27 protein-coding genes are annotated in these 25,704 nt (G+C 31.2%); 7 read left to right on the top strand and 20 right to left on the bottom strand.

Translation table 11 applies throughout. From position 1 onward, the window contains the following. Positions 1-95: 95 nt before the first annotated feature. Positions 96-743, bottom strand: coding sequence for a rhomboid family intramembrane serine protease (locus BFJ87_RS13965; RefSeq protein ID WP_077405859.1), 648 nt, complete (start codon positions 741-743; stop codon positions 96-98). Between the two features lie 57 nt (positions 744-800). Here BFJ87_RS13965 and BFJ87_RS13960 point away from each other — a divergent pair, with 57 nt between their 5' ends. After that, positions 801-1,688 carry a lysophospholipid acyltransferase family protein gene (locus BFJ87_RS13960; protein ID WP_077405856.1) on the top strand — a complete coding sequence of 296 codons (888 nt, stop codon included), beginning with the start codon at positions 801-803 and terminating at the stop codon, positions 1,686-1,688. A gap of 55 nt (positions 1,689-1,743) precedes the next feature. Here BFJ87_RS13960 and glmM read toward each other — a convergent pair whose 3' ends face one another. After that, the gene (gene glmM / locus BFJ87_RS13955; protein ID WP_077405853.1) at positions 1,744-3,132 is read right to left on the bottom strand and encodes a phosphoglucosamine mutase; all 1,389 of its coding nucleotides are present in this window, start codon (positions 3,130-3,132) and stop codon (positions 1,744-1,746) included. 95 nt (positions 3,133-3,227) lie between these two features. Here glmM and BFJ87_RS13950 point away from each other — a divergent pair, with 95 nt between their 5' ends. Further along, positions 3,228-3,824 carry an acyl carrier protein phosphodiesterase gene (locus BFJ87_RS13950; protein WP_077405850.1) on the top strand — a complete coding sequence of 199 codons (597 nt, stop codon included), beginning with the start codon at positions 3,228-3,230 and terminating at the stop codon, positions 3,822-3,824. A 7-nt stretch (positions 3,825-3,831) separates the two neighbouring features. On the opposite strand, the gene BFJ87_RS13945 is transcribed toward BFJ87_RS13950, so the two are convergent. From BFJ87_RS13945 to BFJ87_RS13935, 3 genes are all read right to left on the bottom strand, one after another. Further along, entirely contained in the window at positions 3,832-5,184 is a 1,353-nt protein-coding gene (locus tag BFJ87_RS13945) for a DEAD/DEAH box helicase (RefSeq protein ID WP_077405847.1), read from the bottom strand. A 124-nt stretch (positions 5,185-5,308) separates the two neighbouring features. Continuing rightward, entirely contained in the window at positions 5,309-5,758 is a 450-nt protein-coding gene (locus BFJ87_RS13940) for a cold-shock protein (protein ID WP_077405844.1), read from the bottom strand. A gap of 258 nt (positions 5,759-6,016) precedes the next feature. Continuing rightward, positions 6,017-6,589, bottom strand: coding sequence for a uracil-DNA glycosylase family protein (locus tag BFJ87_RS13935; RefSeq protein WP_077405841.1), 573 nt, complete (start codon positions 6,587-6,589; stop codon positions 6,017-6,019). Between the two features lie 160 nt (positions 6,590-6,749). Between BFJ87_RS13935 and BFJ87_RS13930 the strand changes: the two genes are divergently transcribed. After that, positions 6,750-7,013 carry a hypothetical protein gene (locus BFJ87_RS13930; protein ID WP_077405838.1) on the top strand — a complete coding sequence of 88 codons (264 nt, stop codon included), beginning with the start codon at positions 6,750-6,752 and terminating at the stop codon, positions 7,011-7,013. An 84-nt stretch (positions 7,014-7,097) separates the two neighbouring features. Here the strand turns inward: BFJ87_RS13930 and BFJ87_RS13925 are convergent, their stop codons facing one another. From BFJ87_RS13925 to BFJ87_RS13875, 11 genes are all read right to left on the bottom strand, one after another. Continuing rightward, positions 7,098-7,706 carry a hypothetical protein gene (locus BFJ87_RS13925; RefSeq protein WP_077405835.1) on the bottom strand — a complete coding sequence of 203 codons (609 nt, stop codon included), beginning with the start codon at positions 7,704-7,706 and terminating at the stop codon, positions 7,098-7,100. Positions 7,707-7,708: 2 nt separating this feature from the next. Continuing rightward, positions 7,709-8,197: a sigma-70 family RNA polymerase sigma factor gene (locus BFJ87_RS13920; protein ID WP_077405832.1), complete on the bottom strand. Its 489-nt coding sequence runs from the start codon at positions 8,195-8,197 to the stop codon at positions 7,709-7,711. 117 nt (positions 8,198-8,314) lie between these two features. Next, positions 8,315-8,899 (bottom strand): nucleotidyltransferase family protein, encoded by a 585-nt coding sequence (locus BFJ87_RS13915; RefSeq protein WP_077405829.1) that lies wholly within the window; start codon positions 8,897-8,899, stop codon positions 8,315-8,317. A 9-nt stretch (positions 8,900-8,908) separates the two neighbouring features. Beyond that, positions 8,909-9,919: an XdhC family protein gene (locus BFJ87_RS13910; RefSeq protein ID WP_077405826.1), complete on the bottom strand. Its 1,011-nt coding sequence runs from the start codon at positions 9,917-9,919 to the stop codon at positions 8,909-8,911. A 2-nt stretch (positions 9,920-9,921) separates the two neighbouring features. Continuing rightward, entirely contained in the window at positions 9,922-11,121 is a 1,200-nt protein-coding gene (locus BFJ87_RS13905) for a molybdopterin molybdotransferase MoeA (RefSeq protein ID WP_077405823.1), read from the bottom strand. Next, on the bottom strand, positions 11,122-12,180 hold the full coding sequence (locus BFJ87_RS13900; RefSeq protein WP_338064801.1) for a ThiF family adenylyltransferase: 1,059 nt from the start codon (positions 12,178-12,180) through the stop codon (positions 11,122-11,124). Between the two features lie 15 nt (positions 12,181-12,195). Next, entirely contained in the window at positions 12,196-12,798 is a 603-nt protein-coding gene (locus BFJ87_RS13895) for an NTP transferase domain-containing protein (protein ID WP_077405817.1), read from the bottom strand. 33 nt (positions 12,799-12,831) lie between these two features. Beyond that, on the bottom strand, positions 12,832-13,815 hold the full coding sequence (moaA, locus tag BFJ87_RS13890) for a GTP 3',8-cyclase MoaA (RefSeq protein WP_077405814.1): 984 nt from the start codon (positions 13,813-13,815) through the stop codon (positions 12,832-12,834). 25 nt (positions 13,816-13,840) lie between these two features. Further along, the gene (locus BFJ87_RS13885) at positions 13,841-14,083 is read right to left on the bottom strand and encodes a MoaD/ThiS family protein (protein WP_077405811.1); all 243 of its coding nucleotides are present in this window, start codon (positions 14,081-14,083) and stop codon (positions 13,841-13,843) included. A 2-nt stretch (positions 14,084-14,085) separates the two neighbouring features. After that, positions 14,086-16,251 carry a xanthine dehydrogenase family protein molybdopterin-binding subunit gene (locus tag BFJ87_RS13880; RefSeq protein ID WP_077405808.1) on the bottom strand — a complete coding sequence of 722 codons (2,166 nt, stop codon included), beginning with the start codon at positions 16,249-16,251 and terminating at the stop codon, positions 14,086-14,088. A gap of 24 nt (positions 16,252-16,275) precedes the next feature. Further along, the gene (locus tag BFJ87_RS13875; protein ID WP_077405805.1) at positions 16,276-16,737 is read right to left on the bottom strand and encodes a (2Fe-2S)-binding protein; all 462 of its coding nucleotides are present in this window, start codon (positions 16,735-16,737) and stop codon (positions 16,276-16,278) included. 212 nt (positions 16,738-16,949) lie between these two features. Between BFJ87_RS13875 and BFJ87_RS13870 the strand changes: the two genes are divergently transcribed. The 3 genes from BFJ87_RS13870 to BFJ87_RS13865 all read left to right on the top strand — a co-directional run bounded on the left by BFJ87_RS13870 (position 16,950) and on the right by BFJ87_RS13865 (position 19,977). After that, a complete protein-coding gene (locus BFJ87_RS13870) occupies positions 16,950-18,050 on the top strand; it encodes a vWA domain-containing protein (protein WP_077405802.1) in 1,101 nt (366 codons plus the stop codon). A gap of 170 nt (positions 18,051-18,220) precedes the next feature. Further along, positions 18,221-18,388, top strand: a complete 168-nt coding sequence (locus BFJ87_RS16930; protein ID WP_171974518.1) for a hypothetical protein — start codon at positions 18,221-18,223, stop codon at positions 18,386-18,388. Positions 18,389-18,639: 251 nt separating this feature from the next. Further along, positions 18,640-19,977: a serine hydrolase domain-containing protein gene (locus tag BFJ87_RS13865; protein WP_077405799.1), complete on the top strand. Its 1,338-nt coding sequence runs from the start codon at positions 18,640-18,642 to the stop codon at positions 19,975-19,977. Positions 19,978-20,495: 518 nt separating this feature from the next. On the opposite strand, the gene BFJ87_RS13860 is transcribed toward BFJ87_RS13865, so the two are convergent. Together BFJ87_RS13860 and BFJ87_RS13855 are read right to left on the bottom strand one after the other, a co-directional pair. Then, positions 20,496-22,049 (bottom strand): DEAD/DEAH box helicase, encoded by a 1,554-nt coding sequence (locus tag BFJ87_RS13860; protein ID WP_077405796.1) that lies wholly within the window; start codon positions 22,047-22,049, stop codon positions 20,496-20,498. Between the two features lie 111 nt (positions 22,050-22,160). Next, positions 22,161-23,096 carry an EamA family transporter gene (locus tag BFJ87_RS13855; RefSeq protein WP_077405793.1) on the bottom strand — a complete coding sequence of 312 codons (936 nt, stop codon included), beginning with the start codon at positions 23,094-23,096 and terminating at the stop codon, positions 22,161-22,163. Between the two features lie 147 nt (positions 23,097-23,243). Here BFJ87_RS13855 and BFJ87_RS13850 point away from each other — a divergent pair, with 147 nt between their 5' ends. Continuing rightward, entirely contained in the window at positions 23,244-23,957 is a 714-nt protein-coding gene (locus tag BFJ87_RS13850; protein WP_077405790.1) for a pirin family protein, read from the top strand. Between the two features lie 26 nt (positions 23,958-23,983). Here the strand turns inward: BFJ87_RS13850 and BFJ87_RS13845 are convergent, their stop codons facing one another. Together BFJ87_RS13845 and BFJ87_RS13840 are read right to left on the bottom strand one after the other, a co-directional pair. Further along, a complete protein-coding gene (locus BFJ87_RS13845) occupies positions 23,984-24,523 on the bottom strand; it encodes a Crp/Fnr family transcriptional regulator (protein WP_245799642.1) in 540 nt (179 codons plus the stop codon). Positions 24,524-24,595: 72 nt separating this feature from the next. Then, entirely contained in the window at positions 24,596-25,690 is a 1,095-nt protein-coding gene (locus tag BFJ87_RS13840) for a hypothetical protein (protein ID WP_077405784.1), read from the bottom strand. Positions 25,691-25,704: the final 14 nt, after the last annotated feature.

Genomic DNA, 25,704 nt, shown 5'->3' with positions numbered 1-25,704 from the left:
TTGGGATAATTATAACGCAAAAATACACCAAATAGTATATAATTTATATTATGAGTAATATTTTAGTCATAGTTAGTGTTTCTAACGATAAAATTCTATATTTTACCTAATTTATCTAAGATAAAAAGTACAATAATAGGCACTGCCATAAGCACAACAACAAGAGTATCTGTAAAAATAAGAGTTGGTATAAAAAATAATGTAGTTACATAACCACCAATAGCGCCACCAAAATGTGCAGTGTGTCCTATGTTTCCAATTCGCTTTTTCATACCATAAATAGAATACAATAAGTACCCTATGCCAAAAACATATGCTGGCATTGGTATTGGTATAAACATAATACCTAAACGCATATTGGGCTCTAATAAAATTGCTGCATATAAAATACCTGTTACAGCACCACTTGCACCTACGGCACTATAATAAGGTTCGTCCTTATGAAAAAATAAGGCTAGTAAGCTACCCGCTAATAAACTTATTACATAAATTAAAACAAAGTTAAATGCTCCCATATGCGTAATAATCACATTAGCAAAAAAATAAAGGGTAAACATATTAAAAAAAATGTGTGATATATCTACATGTAAAAAGCCAGAGGTTAGCATACGCTCTTTTTGCCCTGATCTTATTCCACCTATACTAAATTTATAACGTTCAAAAAAAGAAGCATCATTTAAGCCCTTTAAGGTTACTATTACATTTAAAGCAATAATGACTATTGTAACAATGTGTAAATTCATTTTTAACTACTGTAGTTTAGCTTCAAATATAGTTATATTTGCATAATTTTATTCTTAATGCAGTTACTAGTTTTTATTTTAGTTTATCCTATACTTTGGGTTGTTTCTATATTACCACATACTTTATTTTATGGGGTTTCTAATGTTATGTACTTTTTGGTATTTCGTGTATTTGGTTACCGTAAAAAAGTAGTATTAGACAATTTAAAACTTACATTCCCTAACAAATCAGATAAGGAATTAAAAACCATTAGAATAAAGTTTTATAAACATATGTGCGATATGTTTATGGAAATGGTAAAAACAATGAGCTTGTCTAAAGTTGCTGTTAAAAAAAGGTTTAATGTTGTAGATATGGACAAACTAAAAGCTATTGAAAAAAACAAAAGTATTTTGTTAGTTTGTGCCCATTACGCCAATTGGGAATGGATGGTGAGTATTAACAACCTTATAGATACAGAGGGTTATGCTGTTTATCAAAAAATTGCTAATAAGTATTTTGATAAATGGATAAGAAACTTACGTGCCCGATGGAACACTACTCCAATTACACAAAAAGACACTGTAAAAACGGTAATAAAAAACGAGAAAAATGGCGTTAGAGCTATTTATGGTATGGTAAGTGACCAATCACCACAATACTCCCGTGCTATGCACTGGAGTAATTTTATGGGGCTGCATGTACCAATACATAATGGCGCAGAGGTTTTAGCCAGAAAATTAGATTTGGCTGTAGTGTATGCAAAAGTGTCTAAAGTAAAAAGAGGATATTATAAAGTAGAATTTATTCCCATTACACTAGCTGGTAAAGAGACTGAAAAAAATTATATAACAGATGAGTTTTTAAGGCTTACCGAAGAACAAATAAGAGAAAAGCCAGAATATTATTTATGGACACACAGGCGTTGGAAACACGCCGGCAAAAAGCCCAAGTTTAATAAATAAAAAAACTCATTGCCTATTTAAGCAATGAGTTTTTTATTATCCAGTGGTTTGTAATTTATAAACCAGCTACTTCTTTAATTTCTCCTATTACACGGTCTGCAAGTGTATCAGCTTCTGCCTGACTCTTTGCCTCTGTGTAAATTCTAATAATTGGTTCTGTGTTAGATTTACGTAAGTGTACCCAATTTTCAGCAAAATCTATTTTTACACCATCTATAGTAGATATTTCTTCATCTTTATACTTATCTGCCATAGCAACTAAAATACCATCTACATCTAAACCTGGTGTTAATTGTATTTTCTTTTTACTCATAAAATAACTTGGATAACTAGCTCTTAACTCTGCAACAGTACCTCCTTTTTCTGCCATTAGCATTAAAAACAGAGCTGTACCAACTAAAGAATCTCTACCATAGTGACTTTCTGGGTAAATTATACCTCCGTTACCTTCACCTCCAATTACTGCATTATTGGCTTTCATTTTTGTAACAACGTTTACTTCACCTACAGCAGCAGCCTCATATGTACCTCCGTGTTTTTCTGTAATATCTCTTAGTGCTCTAGAAGAAGATAAGTTAGACACTGTATTTCCTTTTGTTTTGCTTAAAACATAATCTGCACAAGCCACTAAAGTATACTCTTCTCCAAACATTTCACCATCATTACTAATAAAAGCTAAACGGTCTACATCTGGGTCTACAACAATACCAAAATCTGCCTTTTCTTTAACTACCAATTCACAAATATCTGCTAAATGCTCTTTTAATGGCTCTGGATTATGTGGAAAATGACCTGTAGGATCACAATATAACTTTACAACCTCTACTCCTAATTCTTCTAATAATTTTGGTATGGCTATGCCGCCTGTAGAGTTTACACCATCTACAACTACTTTAAATTTAGCTGCCTTAATTACCTCTTTATCTACTAATGATAAGTTTAAAACTTCATCAATATGTATATCTATATAAGAATCATTTTTTAAAATAGTACCTAAATTATCTACATCTGCAAACGTAAAATCTTCTTTTTCTGCTATTGCTAAAATTTTAGCTCCTTGTTCTGCATTTAAAAATTCTCCTTTTTCATTTAAAAGCTTTAATGCATTCCATTGTTTAGGGTTATGACTGGCAGTTAAAATAATACCACCATCTGCTTCTTCTAATGGCACAGCTATTTCTACAGTTGGAGTTGTAGATAAATCTAAATCTATTACATCTATTCCTAAACCTACTAATGTAGATACCACCAAGTTTTGTATCATTTCTCCAGATAACCTGGCATCACGACCAATAACTACTTTAAGCGTATCTTTTTTAGCATACTCTTTTAACCATATACCATAAGCAGCAGCAAATTTTACAGCGTCTAATGGTGTTAAATTTTCTGAAGGCTTACCTCCTATTGTTCCTCGTATTCCCGAAATAGATTTGATTAGTGTCATATATTTTATAAAAGTTTTTACAAATATACATGTACAGACGCAATTCTTATGTTTTGAATTTGTAAATTCGATTTTAAGAATACTAATATCGACTTATGAATTTTCTTGCACACATTTACCTTTCCTTTGAAGATGATGAAATTACTATAGGAAATTTTATAGCTGATAGTATTAGAGGTAACAAATACAAACACCTACCAAAAAAAATACAAAAAGGAATTACCTTACATAGGCATATAGATACTTTTACAGACGCACACAAAACGGTACGTAAAAGCACTAAAAAATTACATGAAAATTACGGGCATTACAGTGGTGTAATTGTAGATATTTTTTACGATCATTTTTTGGCTAAAAACTGGAATAATTACTCTGATACTCCTTTAGATGAATTTGTAGAAAAATTTTATGATCTTTTAGAAGACAATTACCTTATACTACCAGAAAACACAAAGCGTATGATGCCTTATATGATTGCTGATAATTGGATACTTAGCTATGCAAGTTTAACAGGTATATCTAAGGTTTTAGACGGAATGAATAGACGTACTAAAAACAAGTCTAAAATGAATTTTGCCATTGTAGATTTAAAAGAACATTACCAAGAGTTTGAGAAAGAATTTACATCTTTTTTTGAAGATTTAACAACTTTTGCTAAACAAAAATATGTGTCTTTGTTAGAGGAAGAATAACCAATTACTACTTCTTCTTGTTACGCTTATTATAGTTTTTGTCTCCTCTAGTTTTTGGTTTCTTATATTTTCTGGCAATTTCAAACTTATAAGAGCCTCCTTTATTTACTTTTTTATTTTTCTCTTTCTTTTCATGAAAGCTTGCACCTCTTTCTTCCTCATTAATTTTAATAGGATTGTGGTGTTCTAATATTTTTGGTCTTTCTTCTGGTATTAGTTCTTTCGATATTTCAACCGTTTCAGGAATTTCTAAAGAAGGAATAGTGTAATCCATCAGTTCCTCAATAGCATCTTTATACTGTTCTTCCTTTTCTGTATAAAATAAAATAGAATTTCCTTGTTCTTCTGCTCTACCTGTTCTACCTATACGGTGCATATAGTTTTCAGGAAAAGTAGGTGTATCAAAATTAATTACATGAGATATTTTATCTAAATCTAAACCACGTGCCATAACATCTGTGGTTACCAATATTCTATTAATACCTTCATCAAACTGATTTATTGAACGTATTCTGTAATTTTGAGTTTTATTAGAATGAATAACACATAATTCATTAGAAAAAATTTCATCTAAAGATTTAAACAAACGGTCTGCAAAACGCTTATTTGCAACAAACACCAATACTTTTTTATAGGTTTCTTTATCCTTTAGCAGATGTACCAATAAGTTGGCCTTGGTGTAAAAATTTGGTACCGCATAGCACGTCTGTGAAATGTTATCTAATGGAGTACCACTAACAGCAATAGATACTTTTTCTGGATTAATAAAAAAGTCGTTTATTAAAATTTCTACATCTTCTGTCATAGTCGCAGAAAACATAATATTTTGTCTGCGTGTTGGCAATAACTCAAAAATGTTAGTTATTTGAAAACGAAACCCCAAATCTAACATTACATCTACTTCATCTATCACTAATTTTTTAATAGATTTTAATTGCAATGCTCTTGCCAAAACCAAGTCGTACAAACGACCAGGTGTTGCCACAATAATATCTGATCCCTGAGATACCATTTGTGCTTGTGTATTCATATTTGTACCACCATAAAACCCCATTACCCGTACATTAATATACTTTGCAAAGCTGTTTATTTGTTCTACTACTTGTAACACAAGCTCTCTAGTTGGTACTAATATTAATACTCTGGGATTTTTTTGCTTAGAAAAAGCTAAATCTTGTAAAATTGGGAGCATATAAGCAAAGGTTTTCCCTGTACCAGTTTGTGCTATACCTATCATATCTTTACCAGACATAACTACAGAAAAGGCTTCTTGTTGTATAGGTGTTGGGGTTGTAAACCCTAAATCATCAATTGCGTAATGCAATTGTTTTTTAAGATTAAAGTCAGAGAAAGATTCCATTTTTACTATTTTAAGCAAAGTTACAAGTTATTTTCTAGTCGTGTAGTAATGACTAAAAAATTAGATTTAAAAAAAACGGTCATAGTAAATATGACCGTTTTGCATACAATATATTGGTATTGTATTATATTCTTTTTACACGAACGGCATTCATACCTTTCATACCTTTTTCTAGTTCGTAGCTTACTTTATCATTTTCAGATATTTCATCAATTAAACCACTAACGTGCACAAAATACTTTTCGTTATTTTCGGCATCAATAATAAAACCAAAACCTTTAGAAGTATCAAAGAAAGAAACTTTACCATTTCTTACCGGATCTTCCTCTTCCATTTCTTCTTTCTTAGGAATTCCTATTATAATGCTTTCGGCGTCAACTTTAACTTTTTTAGCAGGATCTGGAGGAGTATCGGTAAGGTGTCCATTTTCATCAACATAAGCAATCATATCTTCAAACTCACCACCTTTTGAGTTTGCTCTTCTTTCTATTTTACGCTTTGCTTTTTCTTCACGTTTCTTTAAACGTTTTTTTTCTTTTTCTTTTTTACCGAATGTCTGTTGCGATCTCGCCATTAAAATTTACTATTTTTTAGAATTGTACTTAGCCTATGTGGCCACTTAAAAAGGAATGAAGTAAATACGTAGATGTGCGACTTTTAATTAAGAACCTGTCTAGAAAGAACTAGCTTCAGGATTTATAGGAACCACGTGTTTGTGTATTTAAACTTTCTTTTAGGCTACAAATATACAAAATTTAAAATATAAATTGCCGTTAAGCTGTTTTTTCAGAGTTAATTTTTTGATAATTAATGGTTTTAAAACCTTTAACTATTATTTTAATATCTGTTTTACTTGTAACTTAAGTTCTGGCAATACATCTGTTACAAACCATTTATTTTTTGCTTGCCATATATTATTTCTGGGAGAAGGATGTGGTAACACCATATAATTGGGCAAATAGTTATGGTAATTTTTAACTGTTTGTGTAAGTGTTTTTTCAGCCTTATGTCCTAAATAGTAATTATGTGCGTAAGCACCAATTAAAAGGGTTAATTGCACATTTTTTATGTCATCTAAAATTGGCTTGTGCCATAAAGGAGCACACTCTTTTGTTGGTGGTAAATCTCCAGATTTACCCTTACCAGGGTAACAAAACCCCATAGGAATAATGGCTACTTTATCTGTATTATAAAAGTCTTCTTTGGTGATTCCCATCCAGTCTCTTAAATTTTCTCCGCTTTTATCGTTCCAAGGAATACCAGTTTTATGAACTAAACTACCAGGAGCCTGACCAACAATAACAATTTTACTTTTTGAAGACGCACTAACTATTGGTCTTGGACCTAATGCTAATTTTCCACTACAAACAGTACACCTTTTTATTTTTGATAATAACTCTTGCATATTACACGTACAATTTAAAAATTTAAACTATGCTTACTATAAGTTTAGACGTAAAAGTTTAAATAATTATATTTTTTTTAAGTTATTATATTAGAGGTTGCAGGTATTAATATTTAATTTTGTTTAAAATGGATAATTTACACCCTTAAAAATATACAAAATGAGTTTACTTTCTGATAATGTAATACCAGGTAACCACGGTAAAATTTTTACTACCAATGCTAAAGAACAAGTAGAAGTTGCTAAAGTTGTAGAAGCTATACTAACCGTTAGTGGTATTAAAGATGTATTAGTAAATACAGATGTTTTCCCTGCAGAACTTACAGTGCATACTACAGAAATAGTTGAAATTGATAAAGTTGAGAACGCAGTTAAACCAACAGGTTTTCATGCAATTCCTAAAGGTGGCTTGTTTCAACTATAGCTAACAAGGTTAACCACTAACAAGGTAACAACATTTATAAAATACAAAAGCAGCCAATATTGGCTGCTTTTTTTATATTACAAATTAGTCTGTAACATCTTCTAATTCTTTTAATAATGTTTCTGCAGAACTTGTTATTTTCTTATAACAATTGTATCCCCATTTAGATATTAAAATCATTACTATAATTAGTACTGGTAACAACCAATACCATATAACGTTTGTTGTTGTAAAAATATCTTTATTTTTAAATAGCTTAGAAAAAACTGGTATTACTAAAAGTAAGGCTACAAAATTTAAGTAAATCCCTAACTGCTGCACTAGCAATAGGTTATTTTTAGCCTTTACATATTTTTTTAAGGTTATTGCATAACTGTCTACATCAATTTTTATTGCTTTAATAGCATACAAAGATTTTAATACAAATGAAGGTAAGGTAATAAAATAAGCTATTAACAAAACGCCACATAAAATAAGATACCAAGTATCTAACTTACTAAAATTTAACAAGATAATAATTGCTGTAATAAAACATATACACGCTCCAAGTGTTTCATAGGTAGCTAATTTGGTAAATTTATGGGTATAACGTTCTTGTGTCATTTTTAAAATTAAAGTATTTGTTAATTTTTTTTGATGTTCTAAATCTTTTCCCATTTTTTCCCAAACGTTTTGCATATCTTCAATATTCATAGTTATTGTTTTAAAATGTTATTTTTCAACTTTTGTTTAATTCTAGAAATTTTAGTTCCCACGTTACTTGCTGTAATTCCAATAATTTCTGCTATTTCTTCGTACTTTTTTCCTTCTAACAGCAATAACATTAATGCTTTTTCTAAAACATTTAATTGCTGTATTTGTGCATATACCAATTTTAATTGATCTTCATAAATAGGATTGTAATTTTCTGTTTGTTGTAACACCACTTTTTCTATAGGTATACTTTTTGGTCCTTTAGTGCTCTTTTTTAGTTTAGTTAATGCAGTATTTAAAGCTACTCTATACATCCAGGTACTAACTTTAGATTGGTTTTTAAAACTATCATAAGATTTCCAAAGTTGATACACAATGTCCTGGTACAAATCTTGCTGATCTAACTTATTATTGGTGTAAACCGTTGTAACCTTAAAAATTAATCCTTGGTGATCTTGTATTAACTGTACAAATTTTTCTTCCTTGCTCATAAGCAACTTTCATTTATAACATTAGTATAAGGTACTTTAAAAAAATCACACTTTATTGCATAAAAAAACCCCTAAATTATTTAGAGGTTATGTTTTTACTGGTAATTACAAACAGTTTTAATGTGCAATACTGTTGTAATCTTGTTGTGTATCTACGTCTATTTCTTTACCATTAGGTTCTACCATTACAATTTCACTTGCATGTTTTATAAGAATCTCCTTAGCTCCAAAATCTTCATTTAATTGTCTTAACTCTGCAAAATATTCAGAATCAAAAATAGCAGGCACTCCTACTCTGTCTCCATAATTTGTAGCAACTATAGTGCTAACAGATGTAGAAAATAAACTAACCATTTTTGTAAGGTAAGCACTGTCTATTAAAGGCTGGTCTGCCAATGATATTAACACAGCATTATACTCTTCATCTAGTTTTTGTAATTCTACAATTCCGTGAGCAATAGAACTCCCAAGTCCTTTTTTCCAATTTAGATTGTTAAAAACTTGTTTTTCTTTAACATTAATTTCTTTTTTAATTTCGGCTGCGTTTGCCCCTAAAACCACATAAACATCTAACAGAGCTGTGCTCTCTGCTTGTTGTACTGCATTGCCCAAAAGTGTTGTATCTTTATAAGGCAATACTTGTTTAGTTTGTTGCATTCTAGTTGATGATCCCGCAGCTAAAATAAGATTAGCTATTTTCATTGTTATAGTTTAGTTGTGTATTTTTCCAATTTTGTCTTTTAGTTGTATAGGCTTTGTTTTTCTTATTACGGTTAATATTTCAGCTACTATTGCTATAGAAATTTCTTGAGGTGTTTCTGCTCCAATATGCAACCCTGCTGGACCGTGAATTACATCTAAAAAAGCATCATTAACCTCTGGGTATTGTTCTATAAATTCATTTAATAATTTTTCTCTTCTGGTTGTTGGTCCTAATAAACCTATATATATTGGCTGTGCATTTTTTAATGCCAATAAATATTGTAAATCTTTTACATAGCTATGGGTCATTAAAACCACAGCTGTTTGGTTATCTATTTTAGAAACATCTAATTCTTCTGGCATTGTAACTTGTAAACTCTCTGCTCCCGGAAAGTCTAACAATTGTTTTTCTTCTTTTGGAATAACACAAACAGTAACTTCCCAACCTGTTAATGCCGCATAAGATGTTAATTGTACTGCATCATGTTCTGCTCCAATTATCATTAATTTAAAACAAGGCTCTAAATTCTGAATAAATGCAGGCAACTCTTCATTTAGTTGAAACTTATTATAAACTGCATATTTTTCATTAAAAAAACTAAAAACAGATCCAAAACTGCTATTTTCCGTGTCTTTTTGCTCAAAATACGATGTTATACTAAATTCTAATCTATCTTTAACTACTTTCCAAAATGTATTACAAAAATCTTCATTTGGTGTAAAAGGCTCTAATAAAACATATAAAATACCTTCGCAACCTAACCTATATCTTCCATCATACGTCATTACTTTGGCTACACCAGTTGTAAAAACAGTTGCCGCTTGGCGTATAACTTCCTTTTCTACGCAGCCTCCACTTACAGCGCCAATGGTTTCATCGTTGTCTAAAATTAGCATACGTACACCAGGTCTTCTGTACGATGATCCTTTTAAGGCTACCACAGTTGCTAAAACTGCTTTTATGTTATGCTTTTTAGCTTTAGTGTAAGCTGTTATAATTTTTTTTAGCTCGTGCGTCATTTTTACAATAATCTCCTTGTTTGTATAAAAGGAACTAAAGTCCCTAGGCTATAACTGTTATTGTTTGGTGCAATACAAATAAAACCATCGCAATTTGCCAAACTCGTTAAATCTCCAGAACCATTTTCTACAATTCTGTTTGCAAGTAGTTTACCGTTAGTAAAAGTAACTTTCACACGTAAAAATAAGGTTAAACTACCTTTATTATCAAGTTCTTCGTTTAAAATAACATAATTGTTAGAAACCGTTAAACCTAAACTTTTTTGTAGCCAAGGTTTAAAATAAATGTGATAATTGGCAAAGGTAGATGCTGGGTTACCAGGAAACGAAAAAATTACCGTATTGGTGGCTTGGTGTACACCAAACCAAAATGGTTTACCTGGTCTTTGTAATACTTTATGAAACACTTTTTTTACACCCAACTCTTGCAAGACAGCCGGCAAATAATCAAACTTACCCTTGCTAACTCCACCACTTAACAATAAAACGTCATTAGTTTGCAAAGCAATTTCTAATGCCTTTTTAATAGCCTCCTTATTGTCTTTTAAATGTAGAGAATCTGCCACAATATGCTCTTGTAGCAAAGCAGCGTGTAAAGAATTAATGTTAGACTTACGTATTTGGTGTGCTAAAGGAACCTCATCTACTTCTACCAACTCATTACCTGTTGCTATAGTTGTTATTTTAGGTAACTTTTTTACCAAAACATTAGCTAAACCAACAGCAGACAATACGCCAACTTCTGCAGCAGTAATAAGCGTGTGTTCACCCAAAACAGTTGCACCTTTAGGTTCATCACTACCTTTTAAGTGTATATTTTGACCTAATACTGGTGTTTTATGAAGTTTAGCAATGTCATTCTCTATGCTTATATCCTCATACATTACAACAACATTTGTGCTGTTTGGTACAACCGCACCTGTCATAATCTCTACACAAGATGTACTATCTTTTAGCTCTATTGTAGGATTACCCGCCGGAATTACAGCTTCAATTTTAAAAGAATTTTGACCATTTTTTATTGCCGAATATGACAATGCTATGCCATCTTTTGTAGCTCTATTAAAAGGTGGAAAATCTCTATCGGCTTTAACGTCACAAGCTAAAACTCTGCCTACGGCATCTTTTAATTGTACTTTTTCTGTACCATAATTTACATTATACTGTAAAACCTTATTGTAAGCTTCTTTAAATGTTATCATTTACACTGTTTCTAAACTTCTGTAGGCGTTAATACCACCCTCTACATCTATAACATTAATACTATTTTTAAGTAATTGGTTTTGTGCCATTTTACTACGCATACCAGACTGACAAATTACATATACCGTTGTATCTTTTTTTACTTTGGAATGATGAATACCTAGTTCTGCTAACGGAATATGTGTAGAACTGGGAATATGAAAAACATTGTACTCTTCAATAGTACGCACATCTATTAATTGAAAACTAGTGTTTGTATTAACCAACTGTTTAAAATCTTTTATATTTATAGATAAACCTACAGAACAACCATTATCTCCGTAGGAATCTTCTAATTCTGTTCGTTTTAAATTTTCTTTTACAGTAGTAAACTTTATTTTGTTATATGTTTGTTGCAAACCATTAAATAATAGTAATTGACCAGATAAGACCTCTCCTACACCAGTTATTAGTTTAACGGTTTCTAAAGCCTGTAAATTACCAATAATACCAGGTACAACACCTAAAACACCATTGTCATTACAATTAGGAATTTCGTTAGCAGCTGGCATATTAGGAAACAAGCAGCGGTATGTTGGTCCGCCTTGGTAGTTAAAAACACTTAACTGACCTTCAAAACCTTGAATTGCACCCGATACAAACGGTTTATTTAAAATAACACAAGCATCGTTAACCAAATACCTAGTTGCAAAATTATCTGATGCGTCTACAATAACATCAAAACCAGATACAATATCTAATACATTTTCTTTTGTTAAAAAAGTATTGTATTGTTTAAAAATAGTAGTACTATTCTGTGCTTTTAGTTTGTTTATAGCTGTTGCTAACTTAGATGCTCCAACCTCTGCTTCTGTATATAACACCTGACGTTGCAAATTGGTAATATCAATAGTGTCTGCCTCTACCAAACCTAAAGTACCAACACCCATAGCATTTAGGTATTGTAATACAGGAATACCCAAACCACCTACGCCAACAACTATAACTTTGGCATTAGTTAATTTCTCCTGTGCAACCTCACCAAACTCTCTTAATACGGTTTGTCTAATATACCTCATCTTTATATGCTAAAACTACTTAATAACTTTTTCTTCTATTTTCTTTAATGCAACTTTATACTCTTCTTTAGAGTTTGCATTTAGTAGTACTGTGTCCTGTTCTGGATATACCAATTTAATATCAGAATTAATTAAAAATTTACGCGGACAGCTACCATTACCTGCATTTAAATATGCTTTAGATATTTTTAAAGCCTCTGGCTCCCAAATGGCACATAAAGGCTCTGGTAGTTTACTTTCGTTGGTGGCAAAAGCAGTTGCCAGTTTAGTGTAATCTCTTTCTTTTATTAGTTGCTGTAGAGCAGTTAAGTCTATCAAAGGCAAATCACAAGCCAAAATTAACCAAGCAACATTAGAATTGGTATTATATGCACTTAACAAACCATTGTACGGTCCTTTAAATTTATTTTCATCTACAATAACCCTTTCTTGGTCAGCAAATTCTTGCTTTTGATTTTCTCTTATACTATAAAAAGTAGCATCACATACTTGGTTTAGTAAATTGTATAAATAATCTCTTTGCGGAATATTATGGTAGGTAATTGCACCTTTATCAGTTCCCATTCTAGTGCTTTTACCACCAGCCAATACTAGTCCGTATAGTTGTGTTTTATTCAAAATAAAAATTGTTTATGATTTTTTTGCTGGTCATTAACCACCAATAGATGTCATTGAGTTGCTAAAAATGCCTTCGTATTTTTTTTGAGCTTCAAATCCTGTTTTAGCCCTACTGCCAATGGCTTTTATAATTTGTTGTTTAACAGCTTCATTAGAATTACCTTCTCTTAAAAGGGCTCGTACATTAGCACTTGGTTTAGCATACAAACATGTAATTATATCTCCGGTGGCAGAAATACGTAATCTATTACAAGAACCACAAAATGTTCTACTAAAAGAGGGTATTAACCCAAACGTACTTTTATGACCTTTAATTTTATAATTAATAGATGTTGATGTTGAAGGCGACTCTAATTTTTCAATATCTGAAAAAGCTGTTTTAATATGGTTAAATATACTTTTATAATCCCACTTTATGGTTGAAAACTCTTTAGAGCCACCATTAAACGGCATTTCTTCTAAAAACCTAATAGAAACGTTGTAATGTTTCATTAGTTCTAAAATAGAAATTATATCCTCTGTATTTTGTCCGTCTAAAACAATAAAGTTTATACGCACATTAAAACCTTCAGAAATTAGTTTAATTAAATTACCATAAACAGTATCATACGTATCTCTACGTGTAATTTTATTAAATGTTTGCTTGTTAATTGCATCTAAGCTTACATTTATATTAGTAATACCTAATTCTTTTAATTCTTTTATATACGGACCAATTAATGTTGCATTTGTAGTAATTGATATATCATCTAAACCATTTAAAACGGCTAGTCTACGTAATAAAACCATAAGGTCTTTACGTACAAAAGGCTCGCCTCCAGTAATTCTAATTTTATTAATACCCTCAGAAACCACTATCTCACTAAGCTTTACCAATTCATCAATAGTAAAAAGCTTATTATTTTTTGCAAAGTTAATTCCCTCAGACGGCATACAATAGTTGCAACGCAAATTGCATCTATCTGTAACGGCTAAGCGTAAGTAATTTATTTTTCTATTATGATTATCTATCAACATTATTCTCCTTTCGTTTGTACAACTATTATCCGCCACTAACTGGGGGTATTAAAGCAATTTCATCTGTCTCTTTTAAAGTAGTACTTTCTTCTGCATAACTATTATTAACAGCTATGGCTAAAGACGACAGCTTTTTTAAATCTGGATATGTTTTTTGCAAGTAAGAATGTAAATCTCCTACTGTTTTTTGTGTATTGGTAAAGTTTGTAATGTCTAACACACTAGAACCAATAATATCTTTGGTTATTCCAAATAGTAAAATTTTCATAGTTAACCAATAATCTCTTTTTTCTGCACTTTTAAATGCTCTGGGTTTTTAGTAAAAGGCTGTTGTGTAAACCTATGTCCTGTTACCGCTTTTAATGCATTTGCAACAGCTGCACCTGCTGGTGGTAAAGTTGGCTCTCCTAAACCTGTTGGTGCTAAAGTATTTTGCACAAAATGAGTTTCTACCACAGGAGCTTCTTTCATTCTTATTAACCTATACGTATCAAAGTTTTTAGAAGATGGCACACCTTTGTTAAAAGCAAAATCTCCATACATTGCATGGCCAATACCATCTACAACACCACCTTGAGCTTGGTTTTCTGCTCCTATTGGGTTTACTACAATACCACAATCTATAACACAAGTAACTTTTTTAACTACAGGTTGGCCATTAACCACCTCAACATCTGCTACTTCTGCAACGTGAGAATTATGACAGTAATACGCTGAAAAACCTTGATAGATGTTTGCTGTTGTTTTTCCCCAGTTAGATTTGTCTACCGCCAATTTTATAACATTCTCTAAGCGCTCTGGAGAATACTCTATTTTCTCATCTGTAGTACCTTTTACTTTTTGTAAAAGGTCTAGTCTCATTTGTACACGGTCTACATTTAACTCATCTGCAAGTTCATCAAAAAAACTTTGCTCTGCAAAAGCTAAAAAATTGGTATAAGGAGCACGCCAAGCACCTGTTGTAACTTTACTTTGGTAATTTGCAGCATCAACCTTATAATTCTCTATAGCTCCTGCAGGAAAAAAGTTAGGAATTAACCCATACATATTGCCATTTACAGCAGCCTCCCTTAAGTGGTAACCAGTTATTTTACCATTTTTTATAGCTGCCTTTATCTTATATTTAGATGCTGGCCTGTATATACCTGCCGTCATATCATCTTCTCTAGAGTATACAACCTTAATTGGCTTTTTTGCTAAGTTAGATATAGTTGCTGCCTCTATGGCAAAATCTCCATACAAACGTCTACCAAAACCACCGCCCATACGAGTCATTTCTAAATGCACCTCATCAGGCTTTCTTCCTAAGTTACTAGCTATAGTTGTAGCCGTACGCTGTGGTGTTTGTATAGGACCAACCAAATGAATTTTATCTGCAGTTACATTTGCATAAAAATTCATAGGTTCCATACAGTTATGAGGTAAAAAAGGAGCTTCGTAAATGCGCTCTAATATTTTATCTGCTTCTGCAAATGCTTTATCTACATTACCATCTTCTCTTAATACCTTAGCTTCTTTATCTTGTAATAATTTTTTAAGTATTTTATCGTGGTCTTCTGTACTCTCTAATGGTGTATCTATACTCCATTCTGCCTTTATAGTTTTTTTAGCTTTAAAAGCAGACCAAGTATCTTTTGCTAGTACGGCAATTTTATTATCAAACTCAATAATATCTATAACGTTACCAGATGCTTTAGCCTCTGAAGCATCAAAAGAAACAAGTTTTTTACCAAAAGCTGGCGAACGTACTACAGCAGCATACAGCATACCATCTGCCTTATAGTCTATACCATATAAAGGTTTACCTGTAATAATTTTATCTATATCAACATTTACAGCATCTGTTCCAATTATGGTAAAATCTTTAGGGTGTTTTAAACTAACATTTTCTGGAACATCCAGTGCTGCCGCTTCAGTAACAACTTCGCCGTAACCTAAAGTATCACCATTGGCATTGGTAATTACACCGTTTTTTGTAGTACAGCTACTAGGGTCTACTCCCCAACGGGCTGCTGCTGCATTTACTAACATTTGCCTAGCTGTAGCACCTGTTTGGCGTAGCGGCTCCCAACCTAAGCGAATAGACTGGCTACCACCTGCCACTTGCCTTTGATAGTTTACAGTATCTAAATCTCCCTGTACTACATTTACATTACTCCAAGCTACATCTAACTCCTCTGCAATTAACATAGGCATTGCTGTTTTTACACCCTGACCTATTTCTGGATTGGGAGAAAATAAAGTTACTGCCCCGTTCTCTGCTATTTTTATATAGGCGTTAAAGTCTTTATAATCTAAATCTGCTAAATCTACAGGCGCTTTTGCATTAGGCTTACAAGAGTTAAAAAGATTAAAACCAATTAATAATCCGCCACTTGCTAAAGAAGACGTTCTTATAAAATTTCTTCTACTAAATGTTATTTTTTTGTCTGACATAGTTGTTGCTTTTAAATTAAGAGATTATACTAATTTAGTTGCAGCAACTTCTACTGCTTTATGAATTCGGTTATAGGCAGCACACCTACATATATTACCGTGCATTGCGTTTTTAATTTCTTCTGAAGACGGACTACTATTTTTTGCTAAAAAAGCAGAAGCCGTCATAATTTGTCCGGCTTGGCAGTAACCACATTGTGGCACATCTACTTCTTTCCAAGCCTCTTGTACAGGATGTAAACCATCTGTAGACAAGCCTTCAATAGTGGTAACTTCTTTATCTGCAATAACACTTATTGGCGTAGAGCAACTACGCATTGCCGTACCATTAATGTGAACCGTACAAGCACCACACTGGCCTATGCCACAACCAAACTTAGTACCTACTAAATTTAATTGGTCTCTTAACACCCACAATAAAGGTGTATCTTCACTAACATTAACTGTTTGTTGTTTTCCGTTAATCTTTATTGAGTATGTTGGCATATTTGCAAGTTTATTGGTGAAACAATTAAGAGTATATTTTTTGCAAACACAATTTACCAAAAAAATTAGGATTAATTGGTACAATTTTAACTAATGCTAGCTGTGTAACTATTTAATAACAAACCTTAACATTTTTTAACAGGCTTTACTGTAGTAAACCATAATTTTGTACGTTTACAGGCGTTAACACTAATGAACATAAATTATTATATATGAAATTGAATTGGAAAATTTTTTCTGTTTTTTGTTTAACGTTACTAGCAATTGCTTGTGGTAACGCAGATGATGATGTAAAATTTGACTTTAATGACAAAGGAGAACTAGGAAAAGGAACAACAGTAGACGATTGCCTTGGTTTTGGCGAGAATAATCTAATATTATCAATACAAGAACAATACACAGCTAAACCTTCTAAGGTATCCGTTTTTTTTAAAGTATCTGATGCTAACGGTAACCCTGTAGTAGGTTTAGTAGAAGATGACTTTACAATATATGAACAAGGTAGAAATGATGATTGCTTTAATAAAATATCTACTACCGAGTCTTCAAAAAATATATCTCCTAACGGACAAATATTTAATAACAGCACATTACTTGTATTAGATTTAAGTAAAAGTGTATTAGATAGTAGTTTAGAAGAATTAAAAGCTGCGTCTATTAGTTTTATAAATAATGTAATGCCAGAGGAAGACAAAAAAAGTGATTCTTTTACAATGAGTATTCATTGGTTTGATGGCGAAGATAAATTACATGAATTAAACCCTTTAACTTCATCTAGAAACGAATTAATAGCTGCTATAGAAAGTATAACAGGCAATATTAGTTCTGATGCCTCAACAGATTTATATGGAGCAGCAATAAGATCTACAGATTTAGCTAGTAAATATTTAAAAGATAATACAGCAAAAGATGTTATTGGAGCAGCGTCTGTAGTTTTATTTACAGATGGTACAGACCAAGCATCTAGATACACTAAAGCTGCTGCATTAAAAAAGGTAACGGATGCAGACCCCAACCTATCCTTTTTTACTATTGGTTTAGGTAGTGAAATTGATACTGATATATTAAAAGAGCTGGGTAAAACATTTAGTGTATTTGCAAGTAATAAAGAAGAATTAGAAACTACATTTAATGAAATTTCTGCTAAAATATCTGAAAGAGCAAATAGTTTTTACTTATTTGAGTACTGTACTCCTAAAAGAGACGGTAGTGGCACAAGTAATTTGGTTATACAAGTTAAAAAAGATGGCAGAGAAGGCGCTGTACAAACCAAATTTAGTGCAGACGGGTTTACTGGTGGTTGCAGCTTATAATATAAAATTTATAAACTATAATTATAAGAGCTTCTATAAAAAGAAGCTCTTTTTTTATGCATTAAAAGTAGGGTTTTCTTAGCTATAGTTGTTTTAATAATATACCAAGCAATTTGTTTGTATTTAAAATACAATTGCAAACCAATTACTAACACTATAACATCATTAAAATGGGAATACTAAAAGAAATTATCCACGAAAGTGCCATAGGCAACAAACCAGCAATTTACAAAGCATTTGTATTAAGTGTATTTGTTAGTATTGTAATAATTAGTTTTACAATGCTAACGGCAATCCTAAGAAACCCACAACAGGTAATTACAGGTTTTGGATACTAATTGTTTTTTTAACTATTAATAATAACCTATAACACTTTAGCAGACTTACAATATTTATTTTGCCAAGCTCTCATATTTTTAGATATACTTTAACCTTTGTTATTGTATATCTAAAAATGTTGTATAACCTCAATAAGTATTTTTAATTGATACTATAAACTACATCTAATTATCATATTACAATCTTTTTACTAAAATTAAATCTGTTTTGTAAAAACTACTATTTTTGGTACTAGCTTAATATGTTATTTATGAAAAATTTAAAAAGAGTTTTACTTGTTTTGTTAGTTGTTTTAATTGTAGCTGTGGTTTACAATTACCCTAAATTAAACATGATTTCTGGTTATGCAGCTAAAAATATGGCTTCTAATGTATATGTTGCTAATAGAAAAGCCCAAGACGTAAATAAAGTAGATAACAATGTGCCTTTAATAAAGTTAGCAAACTCTAAAATTGATAAAAGCACTAAAAGTGCTACGTCTTCTGTATATGGTTTAATGCCTCGTAAAGCGGTATACAGAGACGGCTTGGGAGCTGTTTTAATTAATGATGATTATGACCCAACTAAGTTTATACTACAACCCAAAAGAGACTTTACTAAAACAGGTTTACCTTTTCCTTATGGCAATAAAGACAAGAAAGATACTGTTTTTAACAATGTAGATTATACCAAGTTATCAAAAGCAATAGATTTAGGATTCTCTAATCCTGATATACAAAAAACTAGAAGTACCATTGTTATATATAAAGACCAAATTATTGCAGAACAGTATGCTGGTGGCTTTACTAAAGACACTAAAATTTTAGGTTGGTCTATGACAAAAAGTATAGTTTCTACCCTATATGGTATTTTACAATGTAACGGTAAGTTAAATGTAAACCAATTGGCACCCATTAAAGAATGGCAAAATGATGATAGAAAAAATATTACTTATAATCATTTATTACGCATGCAAAGTGGTTTAGAATGGGATGAAAATTACACTGAAATATCTGACGCTACTAAAATGTTGTTTTTAGAGGCTGATATGACCTTGGTACAACAAAAGAAAGAAGCAATAGCGAAACCAACAGAAATTTGGAACTACTCTTCGGGCACCTCTAACCTGTTGTCTGGGTTACTCAAAAAGAATTTTAAATCTCATCAGGAATATTTAGATTTTCCGTACGCTAGCTTAATAGATAAAATAGGAATGCATTCTATGCTAATTGAAGCAGATATGGAGGGCAATTACGTAGGTTCTTCTTATGGTTGGGCAACTACAAGAGATTGGGCTAAATTTGGTTTATTATACCTACATAAAGGCAATTGGAACGGAGAAAGAATTTTTGATGCCAATTGGGTAGATTATGTTTCTAAACCAACAATCCACTCTAACGGCACCTATGGTGCACATTTTTGGCTAAATGCAGAAGGTAGGTTCCCAGATGTTCCTAAAGATATGTACTACGCTAGTGGCTACCAAGGACAATATGTTTTTGTTATACCATCTAAAAATTTAGTTGTAGTTAGAACCGGTTTAGCTACCTACCCTATTTTTGATTTAAATGGTTTTTTAGGCGGAATTACAAGTGCAATAAAAAATTAGAAAAGTACTACAACATACTTACTTGTTATAACCACAAATATGAAGCTGTTTACAACAATAAATTTTTAAAACTTTACATAGATTATATATTTACAGTGTAGTTTAGTTAGAATAAAATTTTTCATTTTCATATAGTGTTCTCATAAAAGAGTCTTGTTTTTGCCGACAAGACTCTTTTTTTTTATTTAAAACACTAGCTTAGAGTTAATTATTCTTTTTTTAAAAGCATTTATAGAGCGCTGTAAAATTTGTAACATCAAAAAAGACTATGCTTACCACAAAAAAGAGTGCTTTTACAACAATAAATTCAATAAAGAATAAAGTAGTTATATATTAGAAGTGTAATTAAAATATAATAAAATTTTCATTTTCATATAGTGTTCTCGTAAAAAGAGTCTTGTTTTTGCCGACAAGACTCTTTTTCAATTTAACCCCTTTTTAGCTTTTAAATACCCTGCATAAAAAAAAGTGCTCAGTTTTACACTAAACACTTTTTTATATTACTTTATTTTAAAAAATTAATCCTCTGGGGGATACCCGTGAATTAATTCAAAATCTCTATCAAAATTTTCTCTTAAATAAGCCGTTAATCTCTTCTTATAATCGTCCTTTAACCAGCTTAAAAAATTATAGGTACTTCTACTTATACACTTTGCATACATTTGTATACGGTAATCTATATCTACGTCTAATAATTTGGCTAAAGCTAAGGCATCATAAACATCTTCGCTATTTTCTATACAAATTTTTGCATGCTGCTCTATAGAACGCTCCAATACAACTTTAGAAGATTCACCCGCAGAAACTGCATTTACATAAGTTTCTTTGATATCAAAATAAACCTCTTCAGACTTTGCAAATTGCTCCCTAATTTCTTCAGGCATTTCATGCTTAAAAGTGCTTTCTATTTCTTCATCGTTCTTTAAACGATCCATATAGAAATTAGGATTATGAAAAATTGTTTGCCAATCTAAATCTGCTCCCCAAGGTCCAAATCTATGGTAATTATTACCTAAATCTATTACTGTAAATTTAGATTTGTTATTAAGTATACGAGAACCACGACCAATCATTTGGTAATACAAAGTTAACGACTTAGTAGCCCTGTTAAGGATAATGGTATCTATAGTAGGTTCATCAAAACCAGTAGTTAATATACTAACAGATGTTAGTATGGCATCTGGAGTTTCTTTAAACCATTTTAGTATTTGTTTACGCTGTTTTTTTGTAGCTGTATTATCTAAGTGCATTACAGGAAAACCAGCATCTTTAAACGTATAATACACCTGTATAGATGTATTAATACCGTTATTAAATATTAATGTTTTTTTACCTTTAGAGTGTTCTTTATAAGCTTCTACAAGCTTATCTAACATTGCAGTACTAGAGTATAAATCTTCAGAAGATTTTACAGTATAATCTCCGTTAGAACCAATTTCTAATGAGGTTAACCCCATATTATATTGGTGAACTTCTGCACGTGCCAGAAATTCGTTTTCTATAAGAGAACCAATGCTTTCTCCTGTAATTAACTCATCATAATTATCTTTCATAGGCAAGTTCTTGTTAGAACTTAAAGGCGTAGCGGTTACACCTAGTATAAAAGATTTATCAAAAAACTTAAACAGTTTTGTAAATGAATTGTAGTGCGCCTCATCAATAATAACCAATCCAATATCAGAAATATCTAACATATCATCATTTAAACGATTGTTAAGTGTTTCTACCATTGCAACAAAACAACTATACCTTTCTTGGTCATCTAAATTTGCTGTACTGTTTACTACCTTACTAATTACACCAAAACTATCTAACATTTTAGACGTTTGGTTACACAGTTCTACACGGTGCGTCATAATCAACACCTTTTTTTGGTGATGCTTAAGGTATTGCCTAACTATTTCAGAAAAAATAACCGTTTTACCACCACCTGTAGGTAATTGGTACAATAAATGGTGGTCATCTGGAGCTGTTTCAAATCGCTCAAAAATCTCATTTAGAGCTCCTTTTTGGTAGTCGTACAGCTCTTTATCTGTCTTCTTTTCTTGTAGTTCGAAAGCAGTCTTCGTCATAGTATCCATTTCTAATTGGGCTGCAAAAATACGCCCTTTACTGCGTTTTTAACGAATAATTAGCTAAAAAACTATTCACAATTTTTCAAAAAAATATGGATATCGTAAAATTTAAGACTTTTTTCCTATTCGGTTAGAGAATCTAGAGAATATCATAATTTTTTTCTTGGTATTAATAAAATAAACTCCTGTTAAAAGTACAACCGCAGCTACAATAGATTGGGTTGTAATGTTTTCATCTAAAAAATACCATCCTAAAAGCAATGCTATTATTGGGTTAACATACGTAGATGTAGCTACTTTTTCTGGGGAAACAAACTTTAATAAATAATTAAAAGAGGTAAATGCTACTATGCTTCCAAAAACAATTAATAACAACATTGCCATTTGCGTTTTACTTTGCCACTGTGTTGGGAAGGACCAGGTTTCTCCAAAACAAAAACTTGCAATTAATAAAAACAGACCGCCAGATAACATTTGGTAACCAGTGTTTACAAAATAATTTTTTGGCAAATCGGATTTTGCAACAAACAAACTACTACTAGACCAACTAACCATACAAATAAAAATCATTATCATTCCTAATAAAGACCCTTCTTTATTTACCACTTGTTTTTGGCTTACTAATAGATAAATACCAATAATGCCCAAAACTACGCCTACAATAGACATTGGTTGTATTTTTTTTCCTTGTACAATCCTCATTAACAACAAAACCACTAAAGGTTGTGCAGATATTTCTAAAGCAGCAAAACCACTATCAACATATTTTAATGCCCAAACCACTACTCCATTGCCTAAGGCTAAAAATAAAAAACCCGCAATTACAGTATTTACTAATTGCCTAGCCGTAATTTTTAATTTAAATTTTAAAAATTTACTAATTATAAATACAAGCGTACCTGCCGTTATAAAACGTATTGCCGCTAACATAAAAGGAGGTAATTCTGTTACTGCAATTTTATTTAGCAAATAGGTAGATCCCCATATAACATATATAGAGAAAAAAGCCAATATTATTAATGTTGTGTTAGATGATTTACTCATAATAATTGGGGATTAAAAATAAGCTACAAAAGTAAGTATTACTTTTAAGTTAATTAGAGTAATATAAAGCCATAATTTAGTTCTTATCATACATCAATGTAAATTAAAAAATAGCTATTTAAATTTGTACTAATCTATTAGATAGTTATGAAAACAGTATTACACAAAGCAACTACAAGAGGACACGCTAATCACGGTTGGTTAAAAAGCTACCATACTTTTAGCTTTGCAAATTACCAAGATTTAGAACGAATGAATTTTGGTGCACTGCGGGTACTAAACGATGATAAAGTAAGTGAAGGTAGAGGTTTTGGTACACATCCTCATAAAAATATGGAAATAATATCTATACCATTAAAAGGCGACTTGCAGCACCAAGACAATATGGGAAATGCTACCATTATTAAAGAAGGAGATATACAAGTAATGAGCGCTGGCACAGGTATAATGCATAGTGAGTACAATAAAAACAAAGACAAGCCAGTAGAGTTTTTGCAAATTTGGATTATTCCTAATAAAACTAATGTTAAACCCAGATATGATCAAATATCTTTAAAAGAGCTAGAAAAACCGAACTCGTTCTATCAAATATTATCTCCCAACACTAATGATGATGGTGTGTGGATTTACCAAGATGCCTGGTTTAATTTAGGTACTTTTACAGAAAATACTACTACAAACTATGCTTTAAACAAAAAAAACAATGGTGTTTATGCTTTTGTTTTAGAAGGTAATGTTAGTATTGAAGGTGAGCAATTGAGTAAACGTGATGGTGTTGGTTTATGGGAAACAGACAATATAACTATAAATGCTAGTAAAAATAGTAAAGTATTGTTAATGGAGGTTCCTATGGTTATTTAACCATATATTTAATACTTGGTAAAGTTTTACTTTGCCAAGTCTTTACGTATTCGGCTTAAACTCTCTGGTGTAATACCTAAATATGATGCTATCATCCATTGTGGCACACGCAACAAAACATCTGGATATAATTTTACAAACTCTACATACCTAGTTTTAGCAGAAGCTCCTAACAGTAAATGTATTCTTCGGTTTAAATGACGAATATGATTGTGTAATAGTTTTTCATTTTTTTTTCTAAAAGAAGGATTAAGTTTTGCTACTAGTTCTATAAAATCTTCATCTAATAGCACAACTGTTGTGTCTTCTAAAGCATCTATAAAATAGTTTGATGGTTCTTTAAAATACACACTATCTCTATCCGTTACAAACCAATTTTCTGTGCCAAATTGCAGAATATTTTCTTTACCATTTTCATCTAAACCATACAAGCGTAACAGTCCTTTTTCTACGTAAAATGTATGCTTACAAATATCTCCTGCTTTTAAAAGTTGTTCTCCTTTTAGTACTTTTTTAATTTTTATTTGGGATTCTAATTCTTTATAAGCTGTGGCTTTTACCCCCATTTTACTGATAAGATAGATTTTAAAATTTTGCAGCATAATTAAATTATTGATGATAAAAATACTCTTATTATCTTACTCTAGTTTTCTTTGTAATACAAGCATTTCTTTATTCTTTTCTTTACGCTCTACCACAGGATACATAACAACTGCATAGCCGTTATCACTTGTTTTATTAATGTTAGATATAATTAAATTAGAGTAGCTAAACTCTATAACCTCTCCATTAATTAAATTTTTAAATCCACGGGTATCTTTACTGTAAAAGAGCTCTAAAATTTTATCCTTTTTTATAACTAACCAACCGTTGCCAAATTCTGCATTAAAACGTACAATACAGGTATTAACATTAATTTTTTCTGGTTGCCAGGTGTTAAACAATTCATCTTTTATATCTACTAATAATTTAGACGTACAAGTAGCATTAACCGATATTGTTTCAATACTTAGCTTCCCATTTTCTTCGGTTAATACAAAAGAGTTAGAATCAAAAGATAAACTAATAATTTCTCTAAAAAAGTTAGTAGAAGCTATAAATTCCCTACGTTTTATTTCTTTTCCCTTTTCATCTATTTGCCTGTGTAGCCAAGTAGTTCCAGCATTAGACAGTAAATGAATTTCGTTATTTTGTATAAATATTTTATTGTTTCTAGGTAATGGTACTTTTATATTATGTTTTTTTTTGAGGATATTATCTTTAAACTCTATTGCTAATAGTTTATCTGGTTTTTTATCGTTCCAAATATCAACATCATAAAAAATTGAAAACTGATTAGAAACCCCTATAAATTTACCTGTGAAAGGTCTATTCCCTTTTGGTAATTTAGTTTCTTCTCTATTAAAAAGCGGAATACTAATTTCTAATTGTTTGCTTGGGTGGTAAGGAACAACAGACACGTAATTTTCTAAAGACGGACTAAAAAATAAGGTAGGCAAAACCCCATCTTCTTCTTTAAAGTTTTCTGCTTTCCCCTTGTTATCTATAATTGTATATACCAGATTATAACCACCGTCTTCATTATAAGCATAACTTGCCACTAAAGTTTGATCTTTATAAGAAATACTATTTTTTACAGATATTCCGTTTGGAATTTCTAATGTTGTAACTACACCAAAACTTGACTCCTGATTAGTAAATATAAAAGGTGATATTTTCTCTATATTTTTCATATACTAACTTGTAG

Source organism: Cellulophaga omnivescoria (assembly GCF_001999725.1).
GTDB lineage: Bacteria > Bacteroidota > Bacteroidia > Flavobacteriales > Flavobacteriaceae > Cellulophaga > Cellulophaga omnivescoria.
Note: the sequence above shows the minus strand (reverse complement) of the source record. Positions and strands in the feature narration are given on the sequence as shown.